Source organism: Flavobacteriaceae bacterium, assembly GCA_014075215.1.
Classification (GTDB): Bacteria; Bacteroidota; Bacteroidia; order Flavobacteriales; family Flavobacteriaceae; genus Polaribacter.
In genome coordinates, this window is sequence record CP046177.1 from 1,629,906 (window position 1) to 1,641,967 (window position 12,062).

A 12,062-nucleotide genomic window follows, 5' to 3' on the forward strand; every position below is an offset into this window, starting at 1 on the left:
GATCGCTTTCATACTTTTCAACTATATTAGGTATTCAATACATCTTAAAAAATCAGATAAGTACTTAGTACCAGCAAGGCAATAATAATACCGGCTACCAGTGTATGCTTCCATGGAGTAATATCTACGTTTTTCGTAATCTTTGGTTCATACGGGGTTGTCTTGGGTCTTATTTTACCCATCACTAACATAAATACCATGTTTACTAAAAACAAGATGCCCATGACATGCAAATAATGAGGGTAGGCTTCTGCTTTGATAATGCTCAGTTCTTTTGCATCAGCAATACCATTTGCCATGGCAGCTTCAACGGTAGTTCCTCTAAAATATGGTTCCAGAATGATTAGGCTTATTATATATAATATGACCCCGGCAATCATCACAATTTTAGCTCCTATAGCCGGAACTTTTTTGGTAAACATCCCCACCAAAACGACTGCCAAAATAGGAACACTCAGGCTGCCTAATGATTGCTGTATATAGCTAAATAAACCATCAGGTGCATGCATGATAAACGGCGCAATAGTCATAGAAACAATTCCAAGTACCAGTCCAAATCTCTTTCCTGCTTTTACCGTTTGAAACTCGGTAGCATCTTTTTTGAAAAATTGCCTGAAAAGGTCAACACCAAAAAGTGTTGCGCTACTGTTGAGAAGGCTATTGAAAGAACTTAAAACCGATCCGAAAAGCACTGCTGCAAAAAAACCTGTAAAGGCTCCGGGCAACACTTCTTTTACCAAAGCAGGGTAAGCCTGATCAGGATTTGTAAGATTTCCATCAAAATAGTGCCAGGCAATGATTCCCGGTAAAACGACAATCACCGGAATCAGAAATTTTATCAAAGCAGCAAGTAGCATCCCTTTCTGACCTTCTTTTAAACTTTTGGCAGCAAATACTCTCTGTAAAATCGATTGGTTGGTTCCCCAGTAATAGATTTGAGCAATCATCATTCCGGTAAAAACCGTACCAAAAGGAATGGAAGAATCTATGGCTCCTTGCATTTCAAACTTATCAGGATTTTTGCTGAATAGCTCACTAAGACCATTTCCAATACTGTCATCTCCTATCAAAAGCAATCCGAAAATTGGAATGAGCAATCCACCTACCAAAAGCCCAATGGCGTTGATTAGATCTGAAACTGCTACGGCTTTCAACCCTCCGAAAATCGCATAAATAATTCCGATAATTCCAATTGCCCAAACACAAATCCAAATAACTGCTTGGTCCGATATACCTAAAACCGCAGGCAAATCAAACATGGTACTAAAGGCTAAAGAACCGGAATATAGAATGGTCGGTAACAAAACAATTCCGTAAGCTAACAAGAATAGTATGGAAAGTATAGACTTTGTGTTTGCATCAAAACGGGTTTCTATAAATTCCGGAATGGTTGTAATACCGGATCGCATATATTTTGGAAGTAAAAACAAAGCTCCAAAAATAATGGCAATTGCAGCCAGTGTTTCCCAGGCCATCACCATAATGCCTTCTTTAAAAGCACTGGCATTGAGCCCTACAATCTGTTCTGCTGATAAATTGGTTAGTAGTAGCGATCCTGCAATAGTGATTGCGCCGAGGCTTCTACCCCCTAAAAAATACCCATCTGCCGATTTTTCATTTGTTTTTCTCGTTGCATACCAGGCAATGAATGCTACTAATAGGGTGAATCCTAAAAAAGAAAGAGTTGTTATCATTATATTAATTAAGTGTTTTTATTGGTTTTTTTAGTGTATTACCTAAATGTATCTTCTTGAAAAAAATTATCGAATCAGATATTAACACTTTCAGGCAACTCATTTAAACTTGTCAAATTATACAATTATTTATGTAAAATGAAATTAATATTAAAAAAAATGATTTTTTATTTTTTGGCCAAACAGCAAAAAATACTCATTTTTATTCTTAATTAGGTCATTGAGAATTAAATGAGTTCGATTTAAAAATTAAATGATTTTAGGAATTATCTAATTACTTTTCTCAGGTATCTATACAGGTATTTAAAAAAAGAACAAACTCTAAAAATTAAAACCTTAGCATTTCATTAAAAATAATTGTATACATTTACCTGTAAGTAAGAAACAAATTGATAACCCGACGAGGCTTAATACGACTAAAAGTTTGACATTGTGATATTCAATAAATTAAAAGATTAAAGGGTTTTCACAATGTTTTAATAACTCTTTTTTTGGTATTTAAACGGATACTTAAGAAAGTAAATGTAAAAAACACAAAATATAAAAATGAGTTTAGCTAAAAAAATAAGTTACGTTATCATCTTTTCCCTTTTTCTGGTTGCTTGCGGGAAAAGCTCAAAGAAAGAACAAAAAAGCAATACACCCTACAAAAAACAGGAGCAAAAAAAATCGGAAAAGAAACCAGCTAAAAAGTCAACAGTTCTTATAGACATGGATAATAAAGGTATTGGTCCTGTAAAATCCTTGAAATTTAAGTCGCTTGACAGCGAAATGGCCGATAAAGGAAAGACCATATTCAAACAAAAGTGTGTAGCTTGTCACAGAGAAAATAAACGACTCATTGGCCCTGCTATGAAAGGGATTTATGACCGAAGAGCACCGGAATGGGTTATGAATATGATGTTAAATCCAACAGAGATGCTGAAAAAAGACCCTATTGCTATTGCACAGCTTAAAGAATATAACAACGTAATTATGATTGACCAAAATCTTTCCGAAGAAGATGCCAGAGCTTTGGCGGAATATTTTAGAACCCTTTAAGTTCAGTTTCGGATTGATAAATTAATTAGTACATTAATCAAACAAAATCATCTACCTCTTTATAGGCATCTATTACTTTTTGTTCTCCTGCTTTACCTTCGGCAGCGTTTCCGTGTTCCATACCTAAGATACCTTTGAACCCTTTGTCATAGATATACCTAAAAATGTTTTTGTAATTGATTTCTCCGGTAGTTGGCTCATTTCTACCCGGATTATCTCCAATCTGGAAATAGGCGATCTCATCCCAGCACGACTCAATATTAGGCAAGAGATTTCCCTCTTGGATCTGCTGATGATATATATCAAAAAGGATTTTACATGAAGGACTGTTCACTATTTTACAAATTTGGTAAGCTTGTGGAGATTCTGTTAAAAACATTCCGGGATGATCTCTGAAATTCAACGGTTCCAGTACCATTATCAACCCATGAGGTTCTAAAATTTCACTTGCTTGCTTCAGCGTTTCTACTACATTCGCCGTTTGATAGCCCCTCTTTTTTCTGAAATCTGTATATCCCGGGACTACTGTCATCCACTTGGCATTGACTCTTTTTGCAATCGCCACTGAACTTCTTATATCCTGTAAAAATTCACGGCGAAATTCTTTGTCCCCACTTGCAAGATTAGGTTTTTTCCAATAGATTTTATGAGCTACAAAAACACCCATTTCCATGTTGAGATGACTCATGGTTTTTGCTATTTCTACTTGTTCAAATATAGGGCGATTACGCATTTCGTTATCTTCAAAAACAGAAAACCCCTGTTCATGCATAAATGTTAGCTGATCAATAATAGCGTTGCCCGCATGTGCTTTAAACATACCATCATGCGGAGCATATTTCAGATGAAACCGATGCTTTGATCCAGTTGATTCCGAAGAAGAATTTTGAGCAAACAAATTTCCATGTAAAGCAAGAAAGGAACCTGTTAAGACCCCCTTTTGTATAAAAGTTCTTCGATTCATCATATTATTTATAGAGACATAATTCTCCCGTTACCGTATTCTTCAGGAGAGACACAACCTAAATATTGCCCTGGTATAGGGTCATACCAAAGTACCTTTTCACCTATTTCCTCATTTATAGTCCAACCCCAAATAGCAGCACCCCGAATTCCTGCCAGCAATGTGAAAATTGCAGCATCTCTGTCTGGTTTTACGGAAGCATCTTTTTGAACAGTTTGCATAAAATCTCCTATCTTTTTAGCATATGCTTTTTGCTGCTCTTTTGATGTTTTCAAATATTTTGCTAATAGCTGATCGTATTCTTTGGTAGTTCCCTGAGATAGTTCTTTATTAAACATACCTTTGAACTCCTCAGCCAGCAATACAAAACCTAATTTGACATAAGACTGTTCTTCCTCAGGGAGTACTTTTCCCCAAAAAGCATCTATAAAACTGTGAATTGAAAGTGCTCTTGCTCCCGGAATCTGCTTATCAGAGGGTAGTATCAATCCAACCATTTCTCTTAGTGCATGTCCTTCTCCCTCACTTACAAATACAGGATGAAACTCAGGTTCACTTTCACAACTTTGTAATAAACTTAATATGGATGGGGTAGCTACTAAAAACCCCACTCCCATACCTAAACTTTTAACGGCTTCTCTTCTATTCATGACCTTTATAATTATAAGTTCTTCTTTTTTAATTGTTCAACGGCATAATTTGCTGCTCTGGCAGTCAACGCCATATAGGTTAACGAAGGGTTCTGACAACCGGAGGAAGTCATAGCGGCCCCATCCGTTACAAATACATTGGGGACGGCATGTACCTGATTATATGCGTTTAAAACAGATGTTTTGGGATATCTTCCCATACGCGCGGTTCCCATTTCATGGATTCCCAAACCGGGCGCACCGGGGTCATCCCATTCTTTAATTTCCTTAAAACCTCCTTTTTCCAACATTTCCATCGCTTGTGCTACCATATCTTTTCGCATCTCCCATTCGTTTTCTTTCCATTCTGCATCAAAAGTAACAGTAGGTAATCCCCACTGATCTTCCTTATCGTAATCCAGTGTCATCTTATTATCGTGATAAGGCAAACATTCTCCAAAGCCCATCAACCCAACAGACCAATTGGCAGGTTTCATAATCGATTGTTTTAACTCTTCTCCGTATCCTAGTTCGGCAATAGTATCTTGCCAGTTATCTCTGCTAGCCCCTCCCTGGTACCCGTAACCACGAAGGAAATTCTTTTGATCGGTTGCTCCTCCGAGGTTTCTAAATCTGGGAATATAAATACCATTAGGTCGGCGTCCTTTGTAATAGGTATCCTGAAAACCATCATAAGCAGCAAATGCACCGGCTTTAAAATGATGATCCATTAAATTATGACCTAGTTCTCCGGAATCATTTCCCATACCGTTTGGAAAACGATCGGATTTCGATTGTAGTAAAATAGATGTTGAAGCAATAGCAGAAGCACATAAGAAAATCACTTTAGCTTTAAAATCATACGTTTGTTTGGTTTCCGTATCTATCACACTGACCCCGGTTGCTCTCTTTGTATCTTTGTCATACTTAATATTGTAGACAATTGAATTCGGTCTTAAGGTCATATTGCCTGTAGCTTCTGCTGTAGGTAATGTTGATGAGTTACTGCTAAAATAAGCTCCAAACGGGCAGCCTCGCATACAACGGTTTCTGTATTGACAGTTTATCCTTCCTTTTCCAGGTTTGGTTCCTTCCGTAATATGAGCCGTCCTGCCAATAGTAAGCAATCGATCCTTGTAGTTCTGACTTATGGAATCTTTCAAATGCGTTTCCACACAATTTAGTTCCATGGGTTTTAAAAACTGGCCGTCAGGTAATTGAGGTAGTTCCAGTTTTTCTCCGCTAACCCCGATAAAACGCTCTACATGATCATACCAGGGAGCTATATCTTTATAGCGTATGGGCCAATCTACGGCTACTCCTTCCTTTATATTGGCTTCAAAATCAAAATCACTTAACCGGTAGCTTTGCCTTCCCCACATCAAAGACCTGCCTCCTACGTGATACCCCCGTATCCAGTCAAAACGCTTCGTTTCGTTATAAGGATGCTCCAAATCATTTACAAAATGATGGCTGTGCATTTTGTTTGTCGTGTACCCTGTTCTGTTCTGTTTTTCTTGTTTTTTAATATCTTCCGTTGTCGGTTGGCCTCCAAAAGGAACATCCCAGGGATCTAAATTAGCAGTAGTGTAACCTTCCGGATGGTTAATCATTCTTCCGCGTTCCAGAACTAAGGTTTTTAATCCTTTTTCACATAGTTCTTTAGCTGCCCAGCCTCCGGAAATACCTGTTCCTATGACTATGGCGTCAAATTCTGTTTGATGTATCATTTTTTTGATTTTAAATAATCTATATCACTATGAGTTTTGAACGAAAATACATGTCTATTTAAATATTTGTTCTATTCAGATTTTATCCTACCTATAGTGTTTATAAAACTTTATTATTGTGAACTCGTCTACACTTTTTCGCTATGAAAATACTGTTTTTTTTGAAAATTATCCTTATTATTATCCCCTGTTCTTAAATATTCACTAACTAAAACGATTTCGTATGAGGTATTTAATTTTTTGCATTACACTATTCTTCTTTTTATTTGCTTGTAAGAAAAAACCATCAAAAACAGAAAAAAGTACGCAGGAAAACAATTTGAAATATTCGTTTTCTTTAGCACAATGGTCGCTACATAAAGATATTTTTACTCAAAAAAAAGATCCGATGAATTTTGCCAAAGATGCCAAAGATCTGGGTTTTGAAGGTTTGGAGTATGTTAGCCAGCTTTATGTGAGCAAAGATGTAAACTACCCGATGAAAGACCTGGGGCTGGATACGATTTTAAAAGTGCTAAAAAAAAGAAGTGATAGTCTGGGTATAAAAAACTTGCTGATTATGATTGATGGCGAAGGAGATTTGTCTTTTTCTGGCGAACAGAAAACAAATGAAGCTATTGAAAATCATAAAAAATGGATTGATGCCGCAGCATATTTAGGTTGTCATTCTATCCGTGTCAATCTGTTTGGAGAGGAGAATCCGGAAATGTGGGTTAAGAACTCTGTCCGATCATTAAAAGCTCTTGCTGAGTATGGAGCTACAAAAAACGTTAGTATTTTAGTTGAAAATCACGGAGGGTTATCAAGCAATGGAGCATTACTAGCCAGAGTTATGAAAGAAGTGGATATGGAAAACTGTGGTACACTACCGGATTTCGGAAACTTCTGTTTAAAAAGAGAGAACAATGCCAGATGGGGCACTCCTTGCGTTGAAGAATACGATAAGTATCAAGGTATTAGAGAAATTATGCCCTTTGCTAAAGGCGTTTCTGCAAAATCTTATGCTTTTGACGAAGCAGGAAATGAAACAAAAATTGATTATGTTAAAATGATTGAAATTGTAAACGAATCCGGTTTTGAAGGTTTTATCGGGGTTGAATACGAAGGTGGAGATCCCATTCCCGGTATTAAGGCCACTAAAACTCTTCTTGAAAAGATCATCAACCAAACTAAATAGAAAACAATGAATAAAACAATTTACACCAAACTTTCCTTTATGATGTTCCTTGAATTTTTTATTTGGGGAGGGTGGTTTGTAACTATGGGTACTTTTTTAGGTAGTAACTTGTCTGCTACAGGGGCAGAAACCGGAATGGCTTATTCTACACAATCATGGGGAGCCATCATTGCTCCGTTTATCATAGGCTTAATTGCTGATCGTTTTTTTAATGCGGAAAAAATATTAGCTATTTTACATCTGTTAGGTGCCGTATTGATGTATCAGATGTCTCAAACAACAGAATTTGCAGTTTTTTACCCTTATGTTCTTGGGTACATGATCGCATATATGCCTACGTTAGCTTTAGTAAATTCCGTCTCTTTTAATCAATTGAGTGATCCCACAAAGCAGTTCCCCCTTATAAGGGTTTGGGGTACAGCCGGATGGATAGTCGCCGGTTGGTTAATTAGTCTAGTATTTAAATGGGATGCTATGGAAAGTATTTCTCAAGGAGCATTGGCTAATACATTTTTAATGACAGCTATTGCTTCGGCGATTTTAGGAATCTTTAGTTTTACGCTCCCTAAAACTCCACCTAAGATAGCTAAAGGAGAAAAGGTGAATATCTCTGATATTTTAGGGTTGGGTGCATTAAAACTTTTAAAAGACAGGAATTTTTTAGTATTTTTTATTTCTTCTGTACTCATTTGTATTCCTCTGGCATTCTACTATCAAAATATAAGCCCTTTCTTAACGGAAAGTAGTGTTGAAAAGTCGACAGCCTGGGCATCTTCCGGTCAAATATCAGAAGTTTTGTTCATGCTTCTTCTTCCTTTTTTCTTTAAAAAATACGGTTTTAAAAGAACCATTATAGTAGGTATGTTAGCATGGGTTCTCAGATATGTATTGTTTGCTTATGGAAATGCCGGTGAATTATTTTTTATGATTATTGTTGGTATTCTATTACACGGTATTTGTTATGATTTTTTCTTTGTTTCCGGTCAGATTTATACGGATAATAAGGCAGGAGAAAAAATAAAAAGCGCAGCACAAGGTCTCATTACTTTGGCTACTTATGGCTTGGGAATGTTGATAGGTTTTTATATAGCCGGCAAAATTGTTGATGCCAACGTTTTAGAAGAAGGTACGCATTTATGGAAATCCATATGGACTTTCCCTGCAATCTTTGCTGTAGTTGTTACGGTGTTCTTTGCCTTATTATTTAAAAACGAAAAAATAGCTTATAAACAATAAATATATGAGTAAAAAAATAAAATGGGGCGTTCTTGGCGGCGGCGGCGATTCTTTAATTGGTGTTTTACACAGGGTTGCTGCCAGTATGTTTGATGCTTACGAACTTTGTGGCGGGGTTTTTAATATAGATTATGACATCAGTATTGCATTTGCTGAAGAGATTGGAATCCCGACAGATCGGATTTATCCGGATTTTGAAACGATGATAACCAAAGAACAGGCACTCCCCGAAACTGAACGAATACAAGTGGTCTCGGTTTTAACGCCTAACTTTTTGCATTTTCCTATGGCAAAAAAGCTATTGGAATCAGGATTTCATGTCATTTGTGAAAAGCCGATGACGATGACATATGCCGAAGCATTGGAACTGCAACAAGTACAACAACAAACCTGTACTGTTTTTGGATTGACACATACCTACACCGGGTATCCGATGGTACGGCAAATGAAGAAAATGATTGAAGAAGGTGTGATTGGAGAAATTCAAAAAGTAGATGCGCAATACTATCAGGGGTGGATTAATCCGATTATTCATGACCCCGAAAAAAGAAAAACCATCTGGAGATTAAACCCCAAACAGTCAGGGATCAGTTGCTGTATGGGCGATATTGGTGTACATGCTTTTCAGATGCTGGAATATATAACCGGAAAGGAAATCAAACATATTTTGGCAGATTTGAATCATTTATATGAAGATAACCAAATGGATATTGACGGAACTGTACTTTTACGTTTAGACAATCAAACTAAAGGGGTGCTGAGGGCCAGCCAGATTGCCACCGGAGAAGAAAACAATTTTACCGTTGCTATTTACGGTAATAAAGCGAGTTTTAAGTGGGAACAGGAAAACCCTAACTATTTATATTTATTAGAAGACGGATTGCCCTTGCGAACATTAAAACCCGGCCATTCTTACAATAGTGCTCTTTCATTGGACGGGGCAAAGATGCCTCCGGGACATCCCGAGGGTATTTTTGATGCGATGGGAAATATTTACCGAGGAGTTGCTAAAGCCGTTCGCAGAGCTTCTTACGATAAAGCGGAATTTCCATCTATCGTGGATGGTGTCAGAGGTATGAATTTTATAGAGCAGAGCGTTGCTTCGCATAAAAAAGGAAATATTTGGGTAGATTTGGTGAAATAGTGAAACAGTGATTGGTGAAATGGTGGATTGGTAAAATGGTGAATTGGTATATTGGTAAAATGGTGAATTGGTGGATTGGTAAAGTTTTATACGGTTTAATTCAATATGTATTCGTTAGAAGATTTAGAAGTTTATAGAATTGCTGTTGAAATTAGAAAAGATTTTTCTAAATTTTCAAAAGTATTGCCCGTTGAAGAAAAATTTAAACTAAAAGATCAAATTGTAAGAGCATCCAGATCTGTTACTGCAAATATTGCTGAAGGTTATGGGCGGTACCATTTTCAAGAACAAATCCAATATTGCCGTCAGGCAAGAGGTTCTTTGTATGAATTGAAAGATCATTTAAGCGTTTCACTTGAAGAACATTACCTTACAGATGAATCATACAAAACAAAAATTGAGCATATTCAAAATGCATTAAAAAGATGAATGGGTATATAAAATATTTACAACATCGGAAAAGCAATTATCAAACTAAAAAATAATTTACATGACTATTTTACCAATTCACCAATATACCAATAACTTTTTTCACAAATTAAAATTTTCATGAAAACAATAAAAGGCCCGGCTGTTTTTTTAGCGCAGTTTATGGATGACAAACCACCTTTCAACTTTCTGGATAGTTTGTGCAAATGGGCTTCGGACTTAGGGTATAAAGGAATTCAAATCCCTACCTGGGAGAACAGGTTAATAGATCTGTCGCTGGCAGGAGAAAGCAAAACCTATTGTGACGAACTCAAAGGAAAAGTCAATGATTACGGATTGGAAATTACGGAATTATCTACTCATCTTCAGGGGCAGTTAGTAGCCGTACATCCTGCTTATGATCTGATGTTTGACAATTTTGCGCCTGATGATTGTAAAGGCAATCCTAAAAAACGAACCGAATGGGCCAGAAAACAACTCATAAGTGCTGCCAGAGCCAGTAATTATTTAGGTTTAAAGACAAATGTCACATTTAGTGGCGCTCTCTTGTGGCATACCTGGCATCCATGGCCGCAACGACCCGAAGGACTGGTAGAAATGGGTTTTGAAGAATTGGCAAAAAGATGGTTGCCATTACTCAATGAGTTTCAAGATAACGGCGTAGCTGTTTGCTATGAAATTCATCCCGGAGAAGATTTACATGACGGTATTACTTTTGAGCGCTTCTTAAAAGCAACGAACCATCACAAAGCTGTAAATATTTTATACGACCCGAGCCATTTTGTGCTTCAACAATTAAATTATATTGAGTACATCGATCATTATCATGAGTTCATTAAAGCGTTCCACGTAAAAGATTCCGAGTTTAACCCAACCGGAAAAAAAGGTGTTTTCGGAGGGTATGAAGATTGGAGAGATCGTGCCGGAAGATACCGATCATTAGGTGATGGGCAAATAGATTTTAAAACTATTTTTACCAAACTGACTGAATACGGATGTGATGTTTGGGCAGTAATGGAATGGGAATGCTGCATTAAAAGTCCCGAACAAGGTGCAAGAGAAGGTGCTCCTTTTATTGCAAATCATATTATAGAGGCTACGGAAAAGGCTTTTGATGATTTTGCCGGAGCTGATATCGATAAACAAAAACTAAAAAAAATATTAGGAATTTAAACCATATACCTATGCAAGCAAGAAATTTCATACTTATTCTACTATTTTTTGATCTATCCATTATTTCATGTAAATCACCACAGAGAGAAAATAAAAAAGATGCTGAAGCAACAAGTGCTGTCAAGCAAGAACCTACAGATCCAAAAGATACGGAAGTTTGGGAGCCAATCCCTCCTAAGGTAAATCCAACCGGACAAAATGGGGCTCCCGACGATGCTATTGTCCTCTTTGACGGTTCAAATTTTAATGAATGGGAATCGTCCGCAGATAAAGGACCGGTACAATGGATATTGAATGATGATGGTAGTATGACGGTTAAAGACAAAACAGGAGATATTCAGACGAAACGTTCTTTTGGAAGTATTCAATTACATTTGGAATGGCGAAGCAACCCTGAGAATAAAGCCAAAGGTCAGGCAAGAAGTAACAGCGGGGTTTTTTTACAGGACAAATATGAAGTTCAGGTTTTGGATAATAATGATAATCCTACGTATGTAAATGGGCAGGTAACTTCTATTTACAAACAGTCCATACCACTGGTAACGGCTTCTGTTCCTACAGGAGAATGGAACTCGTATGATATTATTTTTCATGCCCCGGAGTTTGACGACGAAGGCAACAAAACGAAGTCCGCTACCATAACGGTACTTCACAATGGGGTATTAGTTCAGGATCATTTTCAGATTTTGGGGACAACGGAATATATCGGATGGCCTAAAAACAAAGTGCATGGTGCCGGCCCTATTAAGCTACAGGATCACCGTGATCAGAGTGGTGTGAGTTATCGTAATATTTGGGTACGGGAATTAAAATAATGAAACCTTTGCAAAATCAATTCTGCAAAG

Annotated in this window: 10 protein-coding genes and 1 pseudogene; 7 read left to right on the top strand and 4 right to left on the bottom strand. The window is 37.1% G+C overall.

Features of this window, described 5'->3' with window-relative positions; all coding sequences use genetic code 11:
• Nucleotides 1-44: 44 nt before the first annotated feature.
• Complete coding sequence (locus GKR88_08190; GenBank protein QMU64267.1) at nt 45-1,694, bottom strand: solute:sodium symporter family transporter; 1,650 nt, start codon at nt 1,692-1,694, stop codon at nt 45-47.
• Nucleotides 1,695-2,240: 546 nt separating this feature from the next.
• Here GKR88_08190 and GKR88_08195 point away from each other — a divergent pair.
• On the top strand, nt 2,241-2,735 hold the full coding sequence (locus GKR88_08195) for a c-type cytochrome (GenBank protein QMU64268.1): 495 nt from the start codon (nt 2,241-2,243) through the stop codon (nt 2,733-2,735).
• Nucleotides 2,736-2,772: 37 nt separating this feature from the next.
• On the opposite strand, the gene GKR88_08200 is transcribed toward GKR88_08195, so the two are convergent.
• From GKR88_08200 to GKR88_08210, 3 genes are read right to left on the bottom strand one after another with little or no spacing between them, the layout of a single operon-like run.
• The gene (locus tag GKR88_08200; GenBank protein ID QMU66670.1) at nt 2,773-3,699 is read right to left on the bottom strand and encodes a TIM barrel protein; all 927 of its coding nucleotides are present in this window, start codon (nt 3,697-3,699) and stop codon (nt 2,773-2,775) included.
• 8 nt (nt 3,700-3,707) lie between these two features.
• Nucleotides 3,708-4,349: a gluconate 2-dehydrogenase subunit 3 family protein gene (locus GKR88_08205; protein ID QMU64269.1), complete on the bottom strand. Its 642-nt coding sequence runs from the start codon at nt 4,347-4,349 to the stop codon at nt 3,708-3,710.
• An 11-nt stretch (nt 4,350-4,360) separates the two neighbouring features.
• Nucleotides 4,361-6,058, bottom strand: coding sequence for a GMC family oxidoreductase (locus tag GKR88_08210; GenBank protein QMU64270.1), 1,698 nt, complete (start codon nt 6,056-6,058; stop codon nt 4,361-4,363).
• Between the two features lie 223 nt (nt 6,059-6,281).
• Here GKR88_08210 and GKR88_08215 point away from each other — a divergent pair, with 223 nt between their 5' ends.
• The 6 genes and pseudogenes from GKR88_08215 to GKR88_08240 all read left to right on the top strand — a co-directional run bounded on the left by GKR88_08215 (nt 6,282) and on the right by GKR88_08240 (nt 12,032).
• Nucleotides 6,282-7,235, top strand: coding sequence for a TIM barrel protein (locus GKR88_08215; GenBank protein QMU64271.1), 954 nt, complete (start codon nt 6,282-6,284; stop codon nt 7,233-7,235).
• Nucleotides 7,236-7,241: 6 nt separating this feature from the next.
• The gene (locus tag GKR88_08220; GenBank protein QMU64272.1) at nt 7,242-8,471 is read left to right on the top strand and encodes an MFS transporter; all 1,230 of its coding nucleotides are present in this window, start codon (nt 7,242-7,244) and stop codon (nt 8,469-8,471) included.
• A 4-nt stretch (nt 8,472-8,475) separates the two neighbouring features.
• A complete protein-coding gene (locus tag GKR88_08225) occupies nt 8,476-9,615 on the top strand; it encodes a gfo/Idh/MocA family oxidoreductase (GenBank protein QMU64273.1) in 1,140 nt (379 codons plus the stop codon).
• 105 nt (nt 9,616-9,720) lie between these two features.
• Nucleotides 9,721-10,100: pseudogene (locus GKR88_08230) on the top strand (four helix bundle protein).
• 64 nt (nt 10,101-10,164) lie between these two features.
• The gene (locus GKR88_08235) at nt 10,165-11,217 is read left to right on the top strand and encodes a TIM barrel protein (protein QMU64274.1); all 1,053 of its coding nucleotides are present in this window, start codon (nt 10,165-10,167) and stop codon (nt 11,215-11,217) included.
• 11 nt (nt 11,218-11,228) lie between these two features.
• Nucleotides 11,229-12,032: a DUF1080 domain-containing protein gene (locus tag GKR88_08240; protein QMU64275.1), complete on the top strand. Its 804-nt coding sequence runs from the start codon at nt 11,229-11,231 to the stop codon at nt 12,030-12,032.
• Nucleotides 12,033-12,062 lie beyond the last annotated feature (30 nt).

Bases quoted from the DNA above. Each gene is read 5' to 3' on its own strand.
- GKR88_08190 (QMU64267.1), bottom strand. From the start codon at position 1,694: ATGATAACAACTCTTTCTTTTTTAGGATTCACCCTATTAGTAGCATTC.
- GKR88_08195 (QMU64268.1), top strand. From the start codon at position 2,241: ATGAGTTTAGCTAAAAAAATAAGTTACGTTATCATCTTTTCCCTTTTT.
- GKR88_08200 (QMU66670.1), bottom strand. From the start codon at position 3,699: ATGAATCGAAGAACTTTTATACAAAAGGGGGTCTTAACAGGTTCCTTT.
- GKR88_08205 (QMU64269.1), bottom strand. From the start codon at position 4,349: ATGAATAGAAGAGAAGCCGTTAAAAGTTTAGGTATGGGAGTGGGGTTT.
- GKR88_08210 (QMU64270.1), bottom strand. From the start codon at position 6,058: ATGATACATCAAACAGAATTTGACGCCATAGTCATAGGAACAGGTATT.
- GKR88_08215 (QMU64271.1), top strand. From the start codon at position 6,282: ATGAGGTATTTAATTTTTTGCATTACACTATTCTTCTTTTTATTTGCT.
- GKR88_08220 (QMU64272.1), top strand. From the start codon at position 7,242: ATGAATAAAACAATTTACACCAAACTTTCCTTTATGATGTTCCTTGAA.
- GKR88_08225 (QMU64273.1), top strand. From the start codon at position 8,476: ATGAGTAAAAAAATAAAATGGGGCGTTCTTGGCGGCGGCGGCGATTCT.
- GKR88_08235 (QMU64274.1), top strand. From the start codon at position 10,165: ATGAAAACAATAAAAGGCCCGGCTGTTTTTTTAGCGCAGTTTATGGAT.
- GKR88_08240 (QMU64275.1), top strand. From the start codon at position 11,229: ATGCAAGCAAGAAATTTCATACTTATTCTACTATTTTTTGATCTATCC.